The organism is Allorhodopirellula heiligendammensis (assembly GCF_007860105.1).
Classification (GTDB): domain Bacteria; phylum Planctomycetota; class Planctomycetia; order Pirellulales; family Pirellulaceae; genus Rhodopirellula; species Rhodopirellula heiligendammensis.
In genome coordinates this window covers 1,008,663-1,032,104 of sequence record NZ_SJPU01000001.1, presented here as the reverse complement: position 1 = coordinate 1,032,104, position 23,442 = coordinate 1,008,663, and the positions used below count along the sequence as shown (strand labels likewise).

Here is a 23,442-nt window from a genome sequence, read left to right as displayed (position 1 = left end):
GGTCCTCTCTCTGTAGAAAGCAGTCGAGTATCACGTCATTGCTCATCGATCCGGATCTCTCCGGCCGTCGGTTCTCCCTCGACGGTCGAATGTGTATTGAGCTGCGCGATGGACCGGCGAATCGGGGAGCTGATGTTACTCATTGTGCAGATCGTTATCGCGAACTTCAACCAATTTGCGAGCCACCTTCGCTTGCATGCTGGCAACGCGGGCTGCATGCTCCGCTGAGTTTACAAGGTTCGTGAATTGCTGGGGATCAGCTTGCATATCGAATAGCTCACGCCCACCCGAGCCGTCTTCGCCGTATTGGATGTAGGCCCAGCGGTCTTCGCGAATCAGGAAACCCTTCCGCGAGGGAGCGACACTGAACGCTGCGTCGCGAACTTGGGCCCCAGCAGCATCGAGCATGGGCGAAATATCCCTACCTTGTAAATGGGGTACCGGATCGAGCCCGCATAGACTGACGGTTGTTGGATACAAATCGAGCAACTCAACGAGGCTATGGCAGACCGCCGGTTGCTTTCCAGGGACGCATATGATCAGAGGAACGGCAGCGGACTCCTCGTGCAGGGATACCTTGGCCCAAAAGTCGTGCTCCCCCAGATGGTAACCATGGTCGCTCGTAAAAATGACGATCGTCTTGTCCTCGACGCCCGACTGCCGCAAAGCATCGAGCACCTTTCCCACCTGTGCGTCCATGTAGGCAACCGAGGCATAGTACCCACCGAGAGCCTTTTTCTGACGACGGTGGTCCATTTTCATGTTCGCGCTAGTTTTGTAGTTGATGCCTGGAGTTGGGATATCCATCCAGTCATCGTTGACGCGCGGCGGCAATGGAAGTTGATCGTAGGGCTTGAACGGTTCGAAATAGGCACGTGGGGCGACGAACGGGACGTGCGGTCTGACAAAACCGACGCCCAGCCAGAATGGCACGTCAGCATGTTCACGAATAAGTTGGGCGGCTTTCTCCGCAGTTTTACCGTCGGAATGAACTCCATCATCGCCATCCGCCTCGACCACCACGAATGTGTTTCCTCCGACAACTGGCTTTTTGCCGAGGGGATTGTTTTCAAGTGTTTCGCCGTCGCCCGCCGCCATCCATTCCGGTCCTGGGCTATTGAATCGTTCGGTCCATGAACGCTCATCATCGGCACCGTTTCCACCGTCGTGTTGGCGACCATCGCCACCTGTCTGGATGCCGCCGGGGACTCCCATGTGAAATATTTTGCTGACTCGACCGGAGTAATATCCATTGTTTTTGAAGTACTCGGGCCACATCGCACGGTCGCCGATCTGCGGACGTGGATTGGTGTATCCCAATGTTCCAGTGGCGTGAGGGTAGTAGCCCGACATGAATGATGCCCGCGACGGACCACAGTAGGTTCCTTGGCAATAGGCGCGCGTGAACCGGGTCCCGCGGGCGGCTAAAGAATCAATGTTGGGTGTCTTGCATCGGGAATTGCCGTAGCATGAAAGCGCCGTCGCTGTCAGGTCGTCGGAGATAATAAACAACACGTTGAACCGCTCGACCGCGTGACTCAATGTCGGCGAGAACCACGTCAGCGCGATCAGAAAACACCATCTCATCTCAGTTGCCACATACAAAGGGAGTGAATCGTTGGATGAGAAATGATAACCGTCCTGCGGATGCTCATGCCAACAGCGGTCAGCTCATTTACTGGCGAATTCGACAAAACTCAATAATGGCCGGGAGGCCTTCCTAATTACTTGGGAACCAGAAGCACTCCCCCTCGCAGGGAAGCCAGGTTGTGGACGCAGGTGCCGCGTTCTAAGTCAATTCTCGGCCCCTTTTTCACCAGGGACGTGAAAGATACGCCAGTATGTATGGACAGCCGTGGTGGCGGCGCCGTTCATCGTTTCAAGCGGGAGTTCGGCGCGGCGCCAGCCGAGAATTCCGTCACGGTAATTCTTGGCATGCACCCCCGCAACGACCAGTCGCCGGGCAACCAGGTAACTGCGTCCACCGATTGTGCAGTACACCACTACGTTCTTGTCGATTAAGCACGACGGATCCGCCGCAACCTGATGTTGCGGGATTGCGCCTGGGATTATCGAAACCTGCTGTTCAGCCCGGCTCCTTACGTCAATGAGGATAAGATTCCGGGCATCAACGGCCAGCATCGCTTTTAGATCCGATGTCGAGATCCGTTCCACCGGCGGACGTCCTAGGCAGCGACGCAGCCACTCCCATCCGAAGAAGCTAGCGTTGCAAACCTGAATGACGAAGTCGCCAATGGAACCCACGCTGTAAGTCTCTCGGTAAGGGGCGCACCATCAACGTCGACATCTTAGAAATTAGCGAACGTCAGCCGCGACTTCCCTCACAGCAGGTCTCACATATTCGGTGGCAGCGGATGCACTGCAATTTGCCACGAATGTCAATGAGGCCCCCACCGCACACCGGGCAAGCCGGCGCAGGAGGACAAGTGGGCTCGGAAACGACCTTGGATTTGGAATCATCGGTAGCCATGCGAAGCATTCTACCAAGCCCTCCCACGGATGCCAAACGACGGAGATGCAATGATGCTGGTGGTCATGGAAGTGGTGAGACGCACAGAGCCTCACCGTTCCTTCGAGGGGGATTGGTCAGCGCATCGCGGCAAACGGGTGATTACGGATCATTCGGGGCCATCGAGCGAGTATCCCCCAGCAAAACTCCCGCAAGGTCTTCCTAAACTGCCTATTTGCTATTATGCTTCGCTTGTCCTCCCCCCCGAAAAGGATGCCCACCCCCTTCGTCCCACCTCGTACAACCCTGTGACGCTGCTGTGCCCGCGCGGAGCTGTCAGTCTGACGCGGCCATTGCCATGCTGAAAACAGTCTAAAATGCGAACAAGATCACATCGCAACTACGTCATTCTAACCGGCGCCACAGGGCTGCTTGGCGAGTATTTGATTCGTGATCTCGTCGCGAAGGGCGTGTCGTTGGCGGTGATCGCGCGGCCGTCGCGAAATTTGTCCGCTGATCAACGCGTCGCGGCGATCTGCCGCCGCTGGCAACGGCTCAGCGGACAGGCTTTGCCTCGCCCCGTCGTACTTGAAGGGCACCTCAACGAACCTGGTTGGGGGCTATCAAGAGATCAACACCGCTGGATCGCAAACAACTGCGATTGCCTGCTGAATAATGCCGCAAGTTTAGAATTCGTTGCCGCCTCCCGTGAGGCTGAGCCGTGGAAGACTAATTTTCACGGCACCGAGCGTATGTTGGAACTTGCTGAGAACTGGGGCATCGCTGATTTGCATCATGTCAGCACCGCGTACGTTTGCGGTCGCCGCACCGGCAAGATATTAGAGACAGAACTCGACGAAGGCCAGCAATTTGGCAACGACTACGAATCGAGCAAGTGTGCGTCAGAACTAATGGTACGTGCGGCGTCGGACTGCTTTGAGAGCACTACGATTTTACGGCCGGCAATCATTACTGGTGATTACTATACCGGATACACCAGTACGTTTCACGGTTTGTACGCTCCGCTGAAGATTGCGGCATCGCTCTTGCACCGAGCTCCCTTGTTCGAGGTTTCCGAACAGTCACTTGTTGCCACTCTCGGCTTGTCCGGCGATGAGGAAAAAAACTTTGTGCCCGTCGATTGGGTCAGCAATGCGATCAGTTCGATTGTCTGCGATCGAGATCTGCATGGTCGCACCTACCATTTAACAGCGGAACGTCGAACGTCGTGTGAACTTCTGGCCGACGAAATGCACGAGGTGTTCTCCGAGCACGCGTTAGAGGTGTTGTGGCAAGAAGTCGAGAAATCCAAGGCGTCACGCAAGTTTGCGAACGGTAAACCCACCTCCCCCAAGGAGGAGCCGACATTCAGTGTCGAGACCATGCAGGCATCATTTCGTTCGCAAATGGAAATCTACCAAGCGTACTGGCGAAATGATCCGGTATTCGATCGCACGCAGCTCACTGCGGCACTGCCGCATTTACCTCCTCCAGCGGTGGATCGGGAATGCATCCGCAGACTTTGCCGGTATGCATTAAAAAAGAATTTTGGATGGCCTCGTCCGCCGGTGGTGATGCCGGCCTTCAACGCGGCGGCGAAATTGCGGTCGCAGGGTTTTCACTCGCAGCCGCAAGCTACTTCAGACGTTCGGCCAAGTGATCTCAATTTGCGTATTCTTGGTGATGGTGGGGGTGACTTTGCTGTGCGATTCTCCCCTGACAACGCGGAGGCGACTTGGGTGAATGCTGGGTTTGATGTCAATCAAACGAGGACGTGCGTGATGTCAGCTGCCACGCTGCAGCGGCTCATCGACGAAGATTTCTCACTTCCGCGAGCGATCTCGCTCGGTGCGGTAGTTATGATGTCCGCGAGCCGGACACCAGGTACGTGTTCGGGAACGGACGTGCACCGGAGTGGCGAGGGGCGGTCCGGCCACGAAATGGATTTCTGTAGAAACTCGATGGAGCGTTGGATGAAGGGCTTGTCTGAAGAGACAACCCAACACGCATATTCCATTCCGAGGTAACTGATTTGCCGATGGCAAATACACAGAACGTCAGGGTAGGCGAGCCAATTGCGGTGATTGGTCGTGGTTGCCATCTGCCTGGTGCAGCGGGACTCGACGCTTACTGGCAGTTGATTCTGTCGGGTCGTTGCACCCAAGCTCCGCTGCCTCCCGAGCGGCTCGACCGAGACCTGTTGTATGACCGGCGGAAGGGAGTCCGCAATAAGACGTACGCGGATCTTGGATGCTTGGTGGAACCGATGGACTTCTCCAACCCAGGTTGCCGCTTACCGCACGCCCTCAAAGTGCACCCAGAACCGCTCTATCCCACATTGGCCGCCGTGGCCTTTGACAGTGTCGATGACGCAGGGATCGATCCGCTGGACATGCCAACTGATAATCTCGGTGTTTATATTGGTCACACGCGGGCAGGCAATCTCGCCGGTGATCTCGCGTTTGCAAACTACATCGACCAAGTAGCCGGTTTGCTCGACCGTACGCCAGCAGCAGAATCGATACTTGCCGATCGCGTCCGCGATGTGCAAGAGCGATTAATTTCCGACGTGCGTGGTGCCTATCCGGATGACTGCACGTCACCCATGGGCGCCAGCAGCAGCGCACGGTGTGTGAGCGATGCGCTGCGTGCGAGCGGACCATACATGACGTTCAATGCGGCGTGCGCATCGTCAACGCAGGCGTTGATACAAGCAGTCTACGCGCTCCAGAATGGGCGCGTCGATATGGCGATAGCGGGTGGAGCATCCTACTGCCACAGCGACACGCTCGTACTGTTTTCTCAGGCGCAATCGCTCTCTGCCAACGGAACGCGCCCGTGGGACGCCGCCGCCGATGGATTGGTCGTCGGTGAAGGCTACGTCAGCCTGTTGCTGTGTCGTTTGTCAGATGCCATTGATGGTGGGTACCCTGTACATGCCGTATTTTCTGGATTGGGACTGTCGTCCGACGGCAAGGGCAAGAGCCTATGGGCGCCACGAAAGGTAGGCCAAATGTTGGCCATCAATCGTGCCTATCAAGGCGACGTGCGACGGCGGGATGTCGGCTATATCGAAGCCCATGCCACTAGCACGCAAGTCGGTGATGCGACCGAAATCGAAGCGATCGCTGCCAGTTACCAAGATGAAATCCCGGCAGGCAGCCGCATTCCGATTGGCAGTGTGAAGGCTAATATCGGCCATACCCTAGAAACCGCTGGCATCGCCGGAGTTCTGAAGTGTTTGCTTGCGATAGAGCATCAGACGATTCCACCGGTACGACATATCGAGACCCCCAATCCGAAAATTGACTGGGATTGTTTGCCGCTCGAAGTACCGACCGAGGCGCGAGCGTGGCGGCCAGGCAAACAGGGCTGGGTGGCAGGTGTCAACGCGTTTGGCATCGGCGGGCTGAATACTCACGTGGTTTTGCATCGGCCAGTGGCGCAGTCATCGGTCGTTCCCGCCAATGTCAGCACGAGCGAGACTGAAGGAGCATCGCAAAGAGTTGATACCAAACCATCTGAACGGCAGGATGCAATAGCCATCGTCGGCGTGGGCTGTGTTCTGCCAGGAGCGTATGGCGCGAATGATTGTGATGCATTCTGGCAACGCTTGAGCAAGAATGAATCCGCGTTGAGCTTCGTGCCCGAGCAGCGTTGGAACCACTCGGCATACATGCAACCAATTGATTTGCAGCGTCCTGCCGTGCGATCGAATCTGGGAGGTGTGGTTCAAGACTATTGTTACGATTGGCGGCGTCACAAGGTCCCACCAAAGCAGATCGCAAACGCCAGCCCGCTGCAGTTTATGTTGCTCGATGCTGTCGATGCGGCGGTTGCCAACGCAGGCATTGTGTTCGACGAATCCAATCGCCAACGTACTGGTGTCGTTGTCGGCACCGCGTTCGGCGGTGAGTTCAGCAACGCGTTGCAGATGGGGTTGCGCATTCCTGAACTGCGCAAGCGGTTGGCCCCCCTGCTCGATGCAGAAAAATTATGCCCCGATGATCGGGACAATCTGCTGGATGCGTTCACGGAGTCGTTGCTGCGTGAAATGCCGGCTCTGTTGGATGAGACCGGCAGCTTTACGAGTAGCTCTTTAGCATCGCGCATCTCAAAAAGTCTTGATTTGATGGGCGGCGCTGTCGCAGTGGATGCAGGGATTGGCTCCTCGGGCGCGGCGATGGCCTGCTGCATCGACCAACTCCTGCACGGCGATAATGATCTGATGATCTGCGTCGGTGCCAACCAAGATCTAGGGCCGTCCCGCTATATAGGCATGACGCGTGGTGGATTGCTGGGCAGCTGCGAGGGCAGCGACGGTATCTTTCCAGGCGAAGGTTGCGTTGTGCTCTTGCTCCAGCGTCAGCGGGATGCCCTGCAGGCAGGGCGTCCGATTCATGCGATCGTGGAGCAACTCTCATGCGGATACGCGACGGCCGCCCCAGAGCGATCGCTGGCGTTGGCGACGCAGAGACTCCTCGAGCGGTGTGCGATTCCGAAATCAGACCTTCCGAGCACTCATTTTGACCGACATGGGATCAACGCTGACGAAGCGGAAGTCGCAGCTGTCTGCCGTTGGTCGCTTCGTCATATGGCATCCAGTCAGGGAGGAGTCGCTCGCGATGCCAGTCAGCTCGTAGGGCATCTCGACGGCGGATCCATGGCGGTCACTGCACTCTCCTCGCTGACCGATTGGCCAGTTGCCGCTTCCCCAAAAGACCCGACGACCACGGTCCGCCGCTTGGTAACCGGTGGCAGCGCTCATGAAACACGTTATCAACTACTCCTTAGAGAGAATTAAATATGGATTCGCATTCGCGAGTATCAAATTCACAGCATCACCCTGCTGGTACTGGCGTGACTTCGTCTAACGCTGCGACGGAGAAGGCACGTCCTGTTCTGAAGACCGAGACGCTCCCCGGCGGAATTATTCATTTCGACGCTACGGAAACTCGCCGTCATCGCATGCGCAGCGAAGCGATGAAGACGACACCGCAAACCCCAACTTCGGTCGTACCCTCTACCCAGCAATCGGCCACGTCCTCCAGTTACCCCCACACGGCGGGCCAAAACACAATCGCCAGTGGGCAGGTAACACCGTCTCGGTCGGCAGCGTCGAGCGGCGATGCGACTGAACCGTGGTGGGACCGCGTGATGCGAGATTTCGACGACGCCAACGCCCCGGCTGCCTGCGCCACGCCGTCGGCGCCGCCCGTTACCTCTGAACATAGCAGTATGGGGTCCGCGACCGACTCAGCGTCTCGGACTGCTCCCCGCGCTCCGGAGCAAGAAATCAGCCAGCTCGTCGCGGCAGTGCCGTCAACGAACGGCCACCACCTTCCTTCCACTTTACAGAACCGTGAGGAATGTGCAGGCGATGTCAGTCCTCTGTCGGAGACCGAGCTCAAGCGATTTCTCATCAATTTCGTAGTTGAACAGACAGGGTACCCGGAAGAAATTGTCGAAATGGACGCCGACCTTGAAGCGGATTTAGGCATCGACAGTATCAAGAAAGCCCAGATGTTCGGAGAGATCGGCGAGCATTTTGGACTGCAGCCTGACGAAAATGTCTCCCTCGACGATTTTTTGACATTGAGCTCCGTCCTGGCGTACTTGGTCGAAGCCCGGGTGAGTACTGATGGTGCGAACGAGCAGCCGGCATTGAACACACCGAGTGTGGATGAATCGCCACTGTTAGCAACGGAGGATCCTGCTCCGGAGAGTTATCCGATCCCAGCGGTTAGCAACGGCGTGCCATCGGTTTCGGCGTCGGACGATGCTTCGCCTTCACGCGGCGAATTACAGAGCTTCCTTGTCAATTTCGTGGTCGAGCAAACGGGATATCCGGAGGAGATTGTTGAGATGGATGCGGATCTCGAAGCGGACTTAGGCATCGACAGCATCAAGAAGGCTCAGATGTTTGGCGAAATCGGCGAATACTTCTCACTGCCCCCGGATGAGAATATGTCGCTCGATGACTTCCCGACACTCGACGATGTCTTAGCATACCTACAAGCAAACCTGTAAATAAGCCCACCATGACGACACCCTCAAACGCATTGCAAGAGATCCCGCTCGCGATAGTTTCCATGGCTTGCCGGGTTCCGGGCGCGAATAATACTGACGAGTACTGGGACCTGATTCGGCAAGGACGCAGCGCCATCGGTGAGCTGCCTCCCGACCGACTCGACCAACGGATGTATTATGATCCAGTCGAAGGTGCGCGTGCGAAAACCTACAGTCGCATCGGCGGGATCGTTCGCAGTGAATCGCGAGCGGTCGAGCCTTTCGGACTGACGGCAGAAGATATCGCTGCCGCTGATGAGGCACACTTGGAGTTGTTGAGCGTCGCAGCCGAAGCGATGCGTAGCGCGGGATGGGACCCTCACGACCTGCCGAACCGTCGCGCCGGTGTTTACATTGGCCACACGCGCGGCACGGGTTTAGGCGGCGATTTGATGTACCGAACGCTGGTCCCTGAAACGGCCAGCTATTTGAATGATCTTCCGCAATATCACGAGCTCGTCGGCGATCGTGGCGACGAGATCATTCAAAGTATCGTCGGCGAGACACACTCGCGTTATCGCGGACACGATGCCACCGGAGGCCCGAAACTGGAGGCGTTCCAGGCGAGCCGAATCGTTAGCAAAGCGTTCGGACTCGATGGGCCGTACATGGCTCTCAACGCCGCGTGCGCATCGTCGCTCTACGCGCTTGCTGCCGGCGCGACTGCGCTTCAGACCGGCGAGATCGACATGGCTGTCGTCGGCGGCACTTCGCACTGCAAATTTGATAGTCTGATTTTATTCTCGAAGGCTGGTTCGATCTCGGCAACCGGTTCGCGCCCCTTTGACGCCGGCGCCGATGGACTTGTCAGTGCCGAAGGTTACGTGATTCTGGTGCTCAAAACATTGGCACGTGCTGTGGCTGATGGGGACCAGGTGGAAGCGGTGATTCGTGGAATCGGCGTGTCTTCCGATGGGAAGGGCAAGAGTTTGTGGGCACCTCGAGAAGAGGGCCAGATCGAGGCATTGCGCCGCGCCTACGGTTCGTCGTTGCGAGCAGATCGCTTGCAGTATATCGAGGCCCATGCGACCAGCACTCCGGTCGGTGATGCGACCGAAGTGAAAGCCCTTTCGCGCGGACTCGCTGGCAGGATTCCGGCAGGCTACCGGATCCCTATCGGCAGCGTGAAAGCGAATATCGGACACACGCTCGAAACTGCGGGTTTGGCCGGACTCGTCAAAACAGTACTGGCACTGAAGCACCGCGTCATTCCCCCCACACCTTTTGTCGAACAGCCTAACCCGAAAATCCCCTGGGCGGAGACTCCATTCGACTTACCCGTAGAAGCACGTCAGTGGCCGGCACAACCGGATGGTTCGCCACGTCGCGCGGGTGTCAACGCATTTGGGATCGGTGGGCTCAATGCTCACGTAGTAGTCGATGAGTACTGTCCCCAGGAAGCTCAGAGACTGGTTGGCGATCGAGCTCAGCCGAAGGTAAAGAACGACAACAACGCCCCGGCTGATCTCGCTATCATCGGCATGGGGGCAATTCTCCCCGGCGCAACGGATTGGCAATCGTTCTGGGAACGAACGTTGCAAGGCATTTCGGGAATTGTGCCACTTCCGCCAGGTCGTTTCATGACGTCCAATCTGCCCCTTGAGCCATCTCAGCTTAGCGGCGGTTTTTTGCCGGACTACGAATACGATTGGCGAAAACATAAGGTCCCGCCCAAACAGATTCAGGGTGCTGATCCATTGCAGTTCATGCTGCTCGATGCGGTTGACCAGGCTCTCGTGCACAGCGGGTACCGAGACCGCGAATATGATAGAACCCGAACTGGGATGATCGTTGGCAGCATCTTCGGTGGTGAATTTGGAAATCAACTGCAAATGGGAATTCGATTGCACGAGTTCCTCAGTGATCTCCGTGTTCGTCTCGAGGCGATTGGCATTTCGGATGAACGGATTGACGATCTATCGGAGGCCTACGGTGACCTACTCCTCAAACGGATGCCCGCGTTACTCGATGAAACCGGTTCGTTCACCAGCAGTACGCTAGCGTCGCGATGTACCAAGACGTTCGATCTGATGGGCGGGGCGACCGCAATCGACGGTGGTGACACCTCCGCACTCGGTGCGTTGCATCTGGCATCCACCCTGTTGCACACCGGTCACACCGACATGATGATCGTCGCGTCGGGACAGCGGTCGGGCGGGTTTTCAATGTTTGATTATCATTGCAAACGCTCGACGCTCTCAACCGATTCGACGGTCCGCCCGCTATTTGAACCAAACGGAATCCTTCCAGGCGAGGGTGTCGGTGTCCTGGTGGTCAAGACACTTGAGAAGGCAGAGCGGGACGGCGACACGGTGCACGCGGTGATACGTGGCTTCGGAGCAGCCTCAGGGGGCACGATGGCCGAGAACACGAAACTATCGATTACCCGAGCGCTTGCCGCATCTCAAACGCATGTCAGTGAGGTGGGGTTGGTGGAAGCAACCGCTGCCGGCGATGCGAAGTATGATCGGGGCCTACTGGCCGGTTTGATCTCCACCTTCCCCGAAAACGGCTCGCAGGGGCACCGCAGTGGTGTTCCCGCGCATGTTCGCACTGTTGCTGATAGCACCGGCGCGCTGGGTGGCGCCTCCTCGATGGCGTCCCTGCTGCGTGCTGCCGAATCGGTGAAAACGAGGCTGGTTGCGCCGCTGTTACATCGCCCTACCGAGACATCAACCCATGGGCTCAACCGTTTTTCGCTATCCAACAAACGGGAGGCATTACCTAGCGTCTCGCACGACCTGGCCGCTGCGGCATTGGTGACCTCCATGCAAGATGATACCGTTGCATATTCGGCGGTGGTCAGCTCGCACGAGTTTGCGAAATCGACACGACAACCGGTCGTGACGAAGCACTCGCACAATCGCGACGAGGGTAGCAAAGCCTCCAGAGAAATTGCCGCCGCTGCGCCGAGCGATTCCGATAATCAGTGGCGAATCGTCACCCTCGGGGCAGCCACTGTCTCCGAGTTACTTGCGAACGTGGAGGCACTGGGTGCCGATGTCGAACGCGCGTTTTCGGCAGGCGAGCAGCCCTTCGGTGTCGATGATCGTTTCCGACTGGCCTTCGTCGTGAACTCACCCGCAGACTTGGCTGAGAAAGTACAGCCAGCATGGAGCGGTCTCCAATTTGAACGCAACCTAGCCCACCTCGCTGTGCAGGGGATCTTCTTCAGCATGGTGTCGGAGAGGCCGAATCTCGTCACGATGTTGTTTCCAGGTCAAGGTTCTCAGTACGCTGGAATGTGGGTCACCCAGATTGCGAACGACCCCGTTTGGTCGCGCACAGCGGCAGAGATTGATCGCGTGCTGGGATCGTTAAACATGCCGTCGGTGCAGCATGTGCTCAACGACGATGTCCAACTATTGGGCAAAGATGTGTTTCGCACACAGCTCGCCATGTTGCTGAGCAACACCTTGGCGATGCGCCAGGTCGCCGCGTGGGACACCACGCCGGACCTCGTGATTGGCCACAGCTACGGCGAGCTCGTCGCAATGCTAGCCGCCGGCGTGTGGGATTTGTCTACCGTGGTGCGCGCCACCTACCAGCGGTGTCTCGCGATCGACGACGCGAATCTACCCAGCGCATCATTGCTCTCGGTGGGTGCGGATGCGAACACACTCGCTCCAATGATTGAACAGTACGGAGGAGATGTGTGGATATCCAGTTGCAACTCTCCGAGACAAACCGTAGTAGGTGGACGCAACGAATCGGTTCTCGAATTTGCGGAGCTCTTAAAACGGAAACGATTGTCGTCGAAGCGTTTGGCGGTACCGTGCGCGTTTCACACGCCATTGATGCAGGCAGCCCAGCCTGGATTTGCTGCGGCGATGGCGGATCTCCCCATGCGACCGGCACGGCTGCCCGTACTCAGTACCGTGAGCGGAAGATACGAATCCGATCCAACGCGATTAATGGCTGGCTTGGTCAAGCAATTGGTGGCTCCGATTCCGTATGTTTCATGTATCGAGCGAGCTGTTAATGATGGCTGTCGTTTATTTATCGAGGCCGGTCCATCGCAAGTGCTAACGGGACTCAATCGCCATATCCTCGCCGACCGGAGCGATTGTGTCTCAATTGCGATGGACGACCGCCGCAACGGTGCCGGGAGAAGCCTTGCCTGCGTCCGCGCTGCGCTCGCTGTCAATGGACGGCTCGGTGCAGAGCTGAGACGCAATCCCGCGATCGATATTTTCGACGTATACCCCGACTCGAATGTGTCCGCGGGAAAAAAAAAATCAGCGATCCAAGCCACCCGTTCGATCCGATCGTCAACCGATGACGCCAATGTGTCTTGTCGACCGCAAGACGAGGTGAGGAATGTCGCTGCGATTCCGTCCGCATCTGCTGCGACGACAGCGTCTCCCGTGGCAGTCACGCTCCCCGCGACAGTTCAGGTATCCCGACATGTGCGAACGCTCGAACTGAATGGAACAGCTCGTGAGATGGGGCGGCAATACGGTTTGATGGAACGTGATCGCATCGGGCAACTGTTGTCCCTATGCGCCGGCACGTTCGGTACCAACGGCAGTGACCTGCCGGACCTATCCGATGTTGTTCCTCATACTCAACAATATTGGTGCGAGGAATCGTTTGAGGAGCTTCAAGGCGTCGCCGAAGGTAGTGGTGTGGCGTTGGAAAGCTTGATCGCGATGAACTTTTGGCTTTACCCTGATATCGAAGCAGGCTGCGCACACTTTCTTGTGCCGGCCTACGACAATCCAAACGCGTGGTGGCATGGGGCCAACGAAGACCTGCCCATCGGTTTGACCCTGCGAGGCCCCCTACCACGAAGTGTATGCATACGGAGGCCCGAAACAGGGCTTCCTCATGTACTCTTCACCGTTTCTGGGCAGGTCGGGGCGATCGCGGGATTCAACGACGCTGGACTGAGCATGAGCAGTTCCATGTTGGTCGATCGGCCACGAAGCGATCAGAATCGATTCGGATTGCTTCACGGTCTTTTGATCGCTCGTGTGCTGCAACGCGCCGAGACCATCGAGGACGCAATCCAAACGATCAAGGCTACACGGCGACGCGGCGCGTGGGGGATCACGTTGCACGAAACCGAGACGGGAAAACGAACCTATCTGGAATACGATGGCTCCCAGCTGGCTGTCCACCACTGCGCGGAACCGTCGGTGCTGGCGTCGAATCATGCACAACTGCTCTCCGCAGAAGTCGATACACCGCCCCATTCCACGAATCGCTTGAATCGTCTTGCCGAGCTCTTTCCGGCCACCGTCGATCGATTCTCACTTGACCAAGCCCAACGGGCATTGCGAGATCAACACTGTCCGCATCGTGAACGCGAGACTGCGTATCCGACCATGCATACGATCAGCCGGGTGGACAATCAGGCCAGTGTCGTAATGGCACCAGCTGAGGCGAAGGCATGGATTGCCGTGACGGACCCGGCTTTGACGGGATCACACCGCCCCTTGCAAGAGTCAGCCGACGGCGGAGACGCAGGGATCATTGATGAGGGTCGCATCTCAAACCGACGTTTAGAGAATGATCGCTTCGTCGAAATTGATTTGCGTCCGTTTGGCTTCCGCACGCACCCACAGAAGGGCAATCGTGTCCAAACACCTAAACACCCTGCGAAATCACACTCAGCAGCAGAGCGGAAAATCTGTCTTGACACGCCCCTCACGGTAGCGGAGTGCCCTTGGCCATTATTGTCGCCTGCCGAGTTCACGCGTTTGGCAACGAGCGAAAAAGGACGTTCGCCAGTTGACGCGAGTGAGCGGATTTGCAATCGATTTGTCGTACGGATGGTGCCTCGAAAATTGGCAGATTACCCGGGCGAACAGACCGACAAGACTTCCGTTGGCATCGTGCTGGTGCTCGGTGACGGTCCTTTGGCGGAGCAAATTCATCGTCGATTGGTTATCAGTGGACGAAGCGCGATCTTACAGTCGACCAAATTGACGGTCGAACAAATTATCGAAAACCTCACAAAAGCGTACGGAGAGCACCGCACTCTTCATGTGATCGTAACCGAGTGTGGACCGCGAGATAGCGCTGATCATGCAGGCGACCCCATAGTAGCGAACGATCTCTTAAACCAATCTGCAGAGCAAATCGCCAGTGGACTGATTGTGCCATACCGAGTGTTGCAATGGTGGTATGGTGGACTTGTTGCAGACAAATTGACAAACCATTCGTCGTGTTTTGGGGTGATTCGCACCGCTGGCGATTTTGGATTCTCGGGGCAGTTGCAGAGTGTTGCCGACGGCGGTCTCACGGGGCTGATTAAAGCTATCCGGTTAGAAAACAAAGTCGGATTGGATGACAGATTTGCTGCGGGCATCATTGATGTCGCTCGCGAACTTCCAGTGGATGCCGCCGCGACTGCGGTACTCGATGAGTGGCAAGCACAATGCGGTGAGGCCGAAGTTGGATACGATCGCGAGGGAATGCGCTACGTCCTCCGGCCGATCAACATACCCATTCAATCGCTCAGTGATGGTGAGAATTTAGGCGCCAATGCACTCTCGCAAATCGAGGGTGCCTGGATCATCACCGGTGGCGCTCGTGGCGTGACAGCCGCAGTCGCTGAGGCGATTGGGCAACGTGTACGCGGGACGTTGCATCTGATTGGTTCGTCATCTCCGCCAGAGATCGATCCAGCTTGGTGTGCGTTGGACGATGTGGGATTGCGAGAGTTGCGTACCCACGTCATGCGAGAGGCGATCGCCGAAAAGGCCATCCCCGCTGAGCGATGGTCCGCAATCGAGAAAGCTATTGAGATCCGCCGGACGCTCGATCGCTTTGCGGCCAAGGGAGTCCGCTGTCAATATTGGGGATGCGACGTTTCAAACATCGACTCACTCAACGCGGTCCTGCATCGTATTCGCGAGCGAGGTGAGCAGATCGTAGGGGTCATTCACGGAGCTGGATTTGAGAAGTCAAATAAGTTTTCCTCGAAGAAACCTGAGCTGGTGCGTCGCACGATCGATTCCAAGCTCGCAGGATGCACAGCGCTCATGCAGCTGACCGCTGGTGATCCGCTAAAAGCTTTCGTGATATTTGGATCGATCAGCGGGCGGTTTGGCGGTGTTGGCCAAACAGATTACTGCACGGCGAATGAAGCGGTCGCCAAGTTAGGCTCGTGGTTCCAACGCCGCCGTCCTGCAACACGTGTGGTCACGCTCGCGTGGCACTCATGGGACGAAGTCGGAATGGCCGTCCGACCCGAAACTAAGCATGCGAAGGCGATGATGAATATGCGATACATGAGTGTCGCCGAAGGTGTCGCCCATCTGATCGACGAACTGCAATCTGGTAGTGGAGAGACGGATGTCACGATCACGGACTGGAGGCATTACAAGACCTTCTATCCGGATCCTGTTTGGCCCAACAATGTGGAGCTAGCCTCAACAGACCCCACGGCGTCGGTTGGGAAGCCGGCCTCAGGAAACGACGGTCGAGTTGTCCCCTGGCAGCGATCGGTTCGACGCCCCCACGCAGTATCGCTTTGCCCACAGAACAGCTCAGACTTGGCAGGTCGTTCGATCGTGATTGGGGACAATCCTGATAGCGATGCCGTCGCCGAGGCGCTGGGTCAGACTGGGGTTTCAGTTATACGGATCTCGACGCGCGATACCGAACAGGCGGCGTCCCTCATCGCTCGGGAGCTTGAAGAGTCCGATGTCGACCATCTCGTCATTTGCACACCGCGTGATTCCGACGCTTGGCACATTAGCAATCGCTCCAAGTGGATAGCGCGCTGCGATCATTCTATCCAGCTTCCTTACCGGGTGGTCAAGCAGTGGCTGGAGGCTCCCGCTCACCAACCTGGATCAACTCGGACGCTCAGCCTATTTACCTGTTTGGGGGGCGATTTCGGCGTTCGTTCGCGACCGGTCGGGATCGAAGGCGCAGTGTTGGCAGAATCCATTTCCGATCTATGCCAACAGCACGCTGTTCGACTGAAGATTATTGACGGTGCCTTAGACGTTTCGCCTCCTCAGCTGGCTGATTCATGGCTCGCAGAAATCTCGTCTGGAGATCCTGCCGTTTATATCAGTATCGCGGGCGAGCGACGCCGCAGCCTACTCCAGCTCGAGACGAAGCCACTACCGACGGGAGCAGCCCATCTACCGCAACCTGGATCGGTATGGATCGCTGTGTCCCAAGATTGCGTATGGTTCGAACAGATTGCATCTCGGTTCGCCGAACGATTCTCCCTTAAGATGCACTTCATTGGCACGACAACGGGCCCCGAACAGCGAGCTCTCCAGGTTTACCCCTGTGATCTCAGCGATCGGCAGGAGTTATCCGCTCTTCTCACGAACGTGCGGGCACAACATGGACGCCCCCAAGGTGTGCTGCAATGCACAGACGGCAGCGATGCGTTCTCGCAGGCATTGATGACGAAGGACCTGATCGACCTCACCAGGCAGGATCCGCTCGCAGTATTCTTAAGCATGGGTGTGTCTTCGCCAGCGCGATCCGGCGATTTGAACGGTGCGAGTGCGTTCATTGCTGACCTTCGCCACGAGAATCGAGGGCTCCAGGCGACTCGTATTCAATTGGAACCGCATGCTGATCAACTCGCTCGATTTGCGGACGACGTCGTGGATCAGTTGAAGTGCGAACTCTCGAATCGGTGTCCCGACGGGGAGGTCCGTTTGCACCGGACGGGCGGCGGCGAAAAACTGAGACTGCCGCTATTAAATTGTCAGCACGAGACTGGACCGTCGGATCAACAGGTATTTCGAATTGACCTTGATGCCAAAACCGATCCGTTCTTGTACGAACATCTCTTTCGTTCCCGACCTTTGATGCCGCTGGTAGCATCGGTGGAGGCAATTGTGGAAGCGGGTTACGGTCGCGCGGCGGAACCCGACAATCCGATCGTCCTATCAAACATCGCGATTCAAAACGGCCTTCCGGTCAATAAAGACGAGAGACAATCGTGCCGCGTGCTATTAGAGAGCTGCGAAGAGGGGACTCAGGCGGCCCTGGTGGCGGATTTTGTCAACAGCCGCCAAGTAACTGTTCAAAAGAATCAGCCCCGAGTCAGCGCTTTGATCCCGCGTGATGCACCCATCCTGAATCCTGGGTCGTTGCGGTTGTCGGAGCCTGTCTTCTGGGCCGCCGCCGAGTTCAAGGGTAACGAGGTCATCTATCACGGCCCTCCGTTCCGCGCTCTGCGTAGCATTTGCCGTGCCGGTCGCGCGATGCTCGGGAATCTCGTGGCTCCCGATCCTCACGAACTCTTTGGTGATCAACGTTCCGGCACTCCTCTGACTCCCATGGCGGTCCTGGACTCGTGTCTTTTCACGGCGGGCACCTTGCTGTGGATGGAAGAACCAAACCAAGTGGGGATACCGATGGGAATTGAAATGCTTCAGATTAATCGCACGATTTCCCAAAACGAGTCCTTGCTGGTACGCACTGAAGTGGTCCACAAGTCACCGGGCTTGGCGAAACTGGATTTTGATGTTTGGGACGCGTCCGGGCTCGCGGTGCTGAGTGTGCGTGGCTACCAATGTGCGCTCGTCCGCGGAGCCATGTCATGAGCCAGCACGTGCAATGGTCGCTTCAGCGATCTCAGGCGGAAAGAGGGTCACCCAGGGAACTGCGTAGCCATTCCCAGCGATTGCTCGCTTATCTGCTCCAAGAATTTCGACACGACTCGCTTGCCCAGTATCACATCGACTCCCGTGGCCGGCGAGGGCGTCCTCGTCGGCCAATCGCTTTCGTAAAAAGCCACGCCAGCGAGGAGCATTCGCGAGAATGGAGTTTGGTTCACCAGCGTCTTTCGATCAGCCACATCAGCCGCGCGGTTTCTGCTGCGGTGAGCAATCATCGCGTCGGGATTGACATTGTCGACGGTCAACTGAAACTAAGCGATGGATTTGCCAGGACGTGGTTTGATGAGCGTGAGCGAGTCACGATTGGTGATTTGCCGATCGCGGCCTTTTGGGCGGCAAAGGAAGCAGCGTACAAAGCTCATTGCCGCTGCGACACTTTCTCACCGCATCAGTGGAAAATCGTTACCGTCACGAATGATTCGAGATTTGAACCGGATGTGATCAATTGTCGAGTCGCCAAACATCGCGATAGCAATCCGTCACGATGGGCGTATGTTCGTATCATACGACGCGCCGAATTCGTCATCGCGTTGGCAACCGCGACAGCAAATCCAGTTCTCGAAGAAAAACTTATACCCTCCTCTTTCTCAACTTCACTAATTGAGTCCGCATCATGATCGATTTATCAGGACGTGTAGCTTTAGTCACAGGCAGCTCGCGTGGAATTGGCCGCGCCACAGCGATCCGGCTTGCCGAAGCGGGGGCCGACATTGTGATCAACTACGTCACCAGCCGCGCAGCAGCAATTGAGGTCGCCCAAAAAATTACCGGCTTGGGTCGGCAGGTATGGGTGGTCAAGGCCGACGTTAGCGAATCGGAAGATGTCGAAGCTTTAATGGACTTTATCAAGTCGAATGTGGGACGACTCGATATCGTCGTCAGCAACGCTGCGACAGGTGGGTTCCGAAGTTTGTTGAACTCCGGAGCGCAGCACTTCAATACGGCCATGCAAACTAATGTAATGTCGCTCGTGCACCTTGTCCGCGAAGCCAAAGAAATGCTTACGGCAGGGCCTCACCGGGGTAAGGTCGTTGCGATTAGCAGTCACGGTGCAGACATCGCCCTGCCGATGTATGGCTTGATTGGCGGCAGTAAGGCTGCGTTGGAAAGCATCGCCCGACACCTCGCTCTCGAGCTCGGCGACGCCGGTGTCAATGTGAACATCGTCAAAGCCGGGCTAGTCGAAACCGACTCGACACGCCGATTGCCTGGAGCCGCGGCTATGTTTGACGGCCGCAAAGGCAAGTCAATGATGGGAGAACGCATGCTGTGCGATCGTGACGTCGCAGATGCGGTGCTATTTTTGGCCAGCCCATTGAGCGACTTGGTTCAAGGCGAAACGCTGACAGTCGACGGCGGTTCAGCAGTCCATGTCTGACTCAGCCCGTTGATCGCTATAGAACGAGTCGGCGCTAGGCATGAAGAATCGTCCCAGTGGGCTGTAGAGCATGCAGGGCAACAAAATCAAATCGGCGAGCAAGGCGATGCCGAGTAGCGAGAACATCAACCACGCAAAGCGCTGGATGGGAACGAAGGGGCTAAGGGCGAAAACCAGCATTCCTAACCCGCATACTAACGTAGTTTGAAACATCGCGGCGGCGCACGTGCGGATCGCTTCGCCGGTTGCCCGTTGGCGATTGAAACCTGCGCGGATCTTCTCACGAAACGCCATGATCAGGTGTAACGAATCGTCAATGCCGATGCCCAATACTGCGCTGGCCGTCATCACACCACCGATTTCGATTTTCCAACCCATTGCACCGATCAACCCGAAGACCACCAACGCAGGAATCACGTTCGGAATCATCGTCAGCAGCCCGCCGATGGGACTGCGTAACACCACGGCCATCGTTACCGCGATCAATGCTAGCGCTGTCAAGTAACTGACGACCAAATCATCGAGCAGCCGTTGCTGTGTTTTAGCAGCCAACGGAATGCCACCACTGATTTGAAACGTGACGTCGGAATCGGCAACTTCCTGCAATGTATCGGTGGTGATGCTACGAATTTGCTTCATGATATCGACATAGTTTTGGTCCTCGGAGCCAGCCACCCGCGCTGTGATTCGCCACAACCGATGGTCGCCCTCGCGCCGATACATCCGCATCGCGGTCAGGCGGTTGAGAGATTTTTCGATACCCGAGTTCACACCGGTACGATAAGCAATGTCGCCAATGCTACGGCGGCTCGAGTTCTTCGGAATGGGCGCGGTGAAGTTCAATACCGAAATTACGCTACCAACGACCTCACTGTCACCCAAATTGTGTTGCAGTTGCCCGACCCACTGCAACTCATCGATGATCTCACGATCGTCTTTAATGGGAACTTCGACCACCACTTCAACGGGCACGAGCGGGCCAATGCGATTCTCGATCCAGCTGTAATCGGCTAGTAGCTTTGCGTCATCGGGGAAGAGATCGTGGATCCCTGTCGAGATTTTGAGTTGACGGGTGCCTTGGAAACCAACGACAACAACCATAATCGTCAAAGCGAATACGACCGGCCAAAACCGCAACAGTGGCGATTCAGCAACCTGCGAATCGGACATGCGAACCGATTTCGTGTTCATGGGACGCTTGGATGGTAGATACATTGCCAGGTACCAGAGCGTCGACAGCACAGCCAAGGGTGCGGCGATGGCAGTAAAGAATCCAAACTTATGAACTGGAACGATATGACTAATCGCAAGGGAGCCGAAGCCAATCGCAGTTGTGATCGCCGCAAGTGCGGTCGGATAAAATGCGGTTCGAATCGCTATCCACAGTGGACTCTGAGGACTGTTTTGCTCGCGAGCGCGGCGGTAGTAGCCGTACATATGAATGCCAGAAGACACGCTCAACACCAAGGTGAGATTTGCTGTCAACAGCAATATGCTGTCCAATCGGGTCCCGCAAAAATAGACCAGCGCCATCGCGGCCTGCTCGTGATACAACGCAACTCCGAAGATCAACAAGGCAGGCCATAATCGCCGTAAACAAATGATCAACAGCGACACGCACACAAGAAATGAGTAACCGTTGAGTCGCAATAGCGACGATTGACTCGCCTCGTCGATGGCAACTGTCTCGATAGTTGGTCCGGCGAGGTGGATTTCAGTGAGCGGGCGATCAAGCGTTTCGGTGGCCACGCGACGAGCGTAATTCACCGCAGCTCGGCGATCGAGAAGACCATCGTCGGAAACCAGCAGGAGCACCGCAGTTGCATCATCGCGGCCCAGAATCCAGCCGTGCATTCTGCGTTTGGCTTGCCGCTCGGAGAGGTTCAGTGGCGGACTTTGAAGTTCGTCGAGCACCGAAGTCGCCGTCATCGCCTCCCGAAAGAAAATCCGTTCCAGCGGGTCATCCGGATCCGGCGACATGAGTCGGCGTCTTATTTCCCTTAGCGGCTCATCGCCGAGAGTTGCCCCTTCCCAACCAATCATCATCAATTCGTCGCTTCCAAAACGATCGATGAAACGATAGAGCTGCTGAGTCTCCTCAAATCCCGGTGGAAGCCAATCCTCCACGTTCGTACCGCTGCCCAGCCAGGCCTGGCTGGCACCATAAACTACGATGGGCAAAATAAGGATCGCGAAACCAATGCTCAGGACGCGTAATATCCAATTCGGCCAGTTTGCGTCCGTACGCGGCACCGCAGTGGATGGTGTCGTCGGTTCGGTTGTATGTTGGGATGTCTCACGGTCGGATGTCATCGGTGCGAAACCAGGTCCTGCTTCCAGAGAGAAATCAACTCGCTCGCATTCTCGAGCGACACATGGCTGGGCGGTACGCGCAGACTCAATCCCAGGCAACCTCCGAGCGTGTGAAGCATACCTGCCACATGAGTGCCGGGCCGCAATGGCGCCGCCCCACTCATGCGAAGCAGGGTGAGATCACCAACGATGGGCAGCCCATCCTCATTGACAGGGAATTTTACACGAAACCGGCGGAGCGGGTCACCAATATGAGTGACCACGCAGGTCGCCGGTCGCGTCAATCGGGTGCCGAGAAACAAGCCTCCCGGTAAACGACTAGCAGCGCTTAAGCCATCAAGGAAAAGCGCTGCCATCTTCCATTGTTGAATAAATCGACTCTCGATCGCAATTCCTTGCGCCAGAGTTGACCAGTCGGCGAGTGAGTCCCGCTGCCGCGCGATGAGTCCATAACCAATCATGTTGGCAGCGCTGGTTCGCACTGCCGCACGGGGTCGCAACAAAACGGGCATGTTCGCCACCAACCAACCGCGGCCTAGACGCCGGCGATGCCTGTCGTTCCACTGACCAATAACGCGTAGCAGCGAGGCGACTGCAAAGTCGTTTAAAGTTGCGTTGAGCTCGCTCGCTGAGGCCGCCAAGCGATCTGTCGTCGCGCGGTCGAGCGACGCATCGACAAGATGCCAGGCGGGATGTCCCCCGCGCCTGGGTTCGGGCCGCTCGCTCACAAATGGTTCGGCGCGCCTCGTGAAGAATCGAAGACTCTCACTTGCCATGACTTTCCAAGCGGTTGCTCGACTAACCGGCGATGGAATCTGTCGATCTACTAGCTGTCGTTTGACGAGATAGCGATGGTGCGGACGACGTAACTTCGACGCATCAAGGCTCCCGATGGCGTTTGCATAAATCGCAAAGACGTCGCCGATAAATTCGATCAGTGACACACCATCAATCACCGCATGATGGACGACGAGCTCGATGACCGTGGCACCTCCGGATTCCGGGTCGGACTCCAGGACATTGCACCGCATGATCGGCCCCTTGTGCGGATCGACTGCCCGATCCTCGTTGCGTGGTCGCTCGCCCTTGGGAAAGTAAGCCACCTCCCCTACGGCCTCAGAGTGGGGCTGCCAACCGCCGCGTCGGACGAGACAGCCCAGCATCGGATGCCACGAAATCGCCGTCCGAAAGGCAGCAGCAAACTGGTCCCGCTGCGGGACGTCGCTGACGGTCCAACGCAATGGAACTGTCGCGGGGAAATCCGGACGGCGCTCGTCAGCTATGAAATACTTTTCAAACGACGTCAGTAGAAACGGATCGCTGGCCGTGGGAATCCTCCCACCAACACGTCGATCTACTGGTTCATCTTCGATTCGGGGCATGTTGTTTCTACCTTCGCACAATGATGTCGTTCAATCAAAGCGTCGTGGGAGTGCGCGAGGTCTGAAATGATACGCGTTGGATGATGCTGAAAACCTGGCATTGGGCCTAGAGAACCGATCGATCTGCTTCGTTTTGTATTCTCTGGACTGACCGGCCACTTGAACGGCACAGACGTTCACTATTGGTGTACTGTACTGCCAAACCCCCTGTTGACAGGCAAT

General features: G+C 56.7%; 10 protein-coding genes. 6 read left to right on the top strand and 4 right to left on the bottom strand.

Annotation, left to right across the window (positions count from 1 at the left end; all coding sequences use genetic code 11):
* Nucleotides 1-135: 135 nt before the first annotated feature.
* The gene (locus Poly21_RS03945) at nucleotides 136-1,587 is read right to left on the bottom strand and encodes a sulfatase (protein ID WP_146405680.1); all 1,452 of its coding nucleotides are present in this window, start codon (nucleotides 1,585-1,587) and stop codon (nucleotides 136-138) included.
* Between the two features lie 207 nt (nucleotides 1,588-1,794).
* Nucleotides 1,795-2,265 carry a rhodanese-like domain-containing protein gene (locus Poly21_RS03940; RefSeq protein ID WP_146405679.1) on the bottom strand — a complete coding sequence of 157 codons (471 nt, stop codon included), beginning with the start codon at nucleotides 2,263-2,265 and terminating at the stop codon, nucleotides 1,795-1,797.
* Between the two features lie 582 nt (nucleotides 2,266-2,847).
* Between Poly21_RS03940 and Poly21_RS03935 the strand changes: the two genes are divergently transcribed.
* Genes Poly21_RS03935 through Poly21_RS03910 form a run of 6 tightly spaced genes read left to right on the top strand, consistent with a single transcriptional unit; the run spans nucleotide 2,848 to nucleotide 19,525 of the window.
* A complete protein-coding gene (locus tag Poly21_RS03935) occupies nucleotides 2,848-4,497 on the top strand; it encodes an SDR family oxidoreductase (RefSeq protein ID WP_146405678.1) in 1,650 nt (549 codons plus the stop codon).
* An 11-nt stretch (nucleotides 4,498-4,508) separates the two neighbouring features.
* Nucleotides 4,509-7,274, top strand: a complete 2,766-nt coding sequence (locus Poly21_RS03930) for a beta-ketoacyl synthase N-terminal-like domain-containing protein (RefSeq protein WP_146405677.1) — start codon at nucleotides 4,509-4,511, stop codon at nucleotides 7,272-7,274.
* A gap of 56 nt (nucleotides 7,275-7,330) precedes the next feature.
* Nucleotides 7,331-8,500, top strand: coding sequence for a phosphopantetheine-binding protein (locus Poly21_RS03925; protein WP_302117455.1), 1,170 nt, complete (start codon nucleotides 7,331-7,333; stop codon nucleotides 8,498-8,500).
* An 11-nt stretch (nucleotides 8,501-8,511) separates the two neighbouring features.
* Nucleotides 8,512-18,072 (top strand): type I polyketide synthase, encoded by a 9,561-nt coding sequence (locus Poly21_RS03920; RefSeq protein WP_146405675.1) that lies wholly within the window; start codon nucleotides 8,512-8,514, stop codon nucleotides 18,070-18,072.
* The gene (locus Poly21_RS03915) at nucleotides 18,069-18,764 is read left to right on the top strand and encodes a 4'-phosphopantetheinyl transferase superfamily protein (protein ID WP_302117450.1); all 696 of its coding nucleotides are present in this window, start codon (nucleotides 18,069-18,071) and stop codon (nucleotides 18,762-18,764) included. The genes Poly21_RS03920 and Poly21_RS03915 overlap by 4 nt, the downstream gene beginning before the upstream one ends.
* Nucleotides 18,761-19,525, top strand: a complete 765-nt coding sequence (locus Poly21_RS03910; protein ID WP_146405673.1) for an SDR family oxidoreductase — start codon at nucleotides 18,761-18,763, stop codon at nucleotides 19,523-19,525. The genes Poly21_RS03915 and Poly21_RS03910 overlap by 4 nt, the downstream gene beginning before the upstream one ends.
* On the opposite strand, the gene Poly21_RS03905 is transcribed toward Poly21_RS03910, so the two are convergent.
* Both Poly21_RS03905 and Poly21_RS03900 read right to left on the bottom strand, forming a co-directional pair.
* Nucleotides 19,508-21,838, bottom strand: a complete 2,331-nt coding sequence (locus Poly21_RS03905) for an efflux RND transporter permease subunit (RefSeq protein WP_146405672.1) — start codon at nucleotides 21,836-21,838, stop codon at nucleotides 19,508-19,510. The two genes, Poly21_RS03910 and Poly21_RS03905, sit on opposite strands and share 18 nt — an antisense overlap.
* Nucleotides 21,835-23,220, bottom strand: coding sequence for a hypothetical protein (locus Poly21_RS03900; RefSeq protein ID WP_146405671.1), 1,386 nt, complete (start codon nucleotides 23,218-23,220; stop codon nucleotides 21,835-21,837). Before Poly21_RS03900 ends, Poly21_RS03905 begins: the two co-directional genes overlap by 4 nt.
* Between the last annotated feature and the right edge of the window lie 222 nt (nucleotides 23,221-23,442).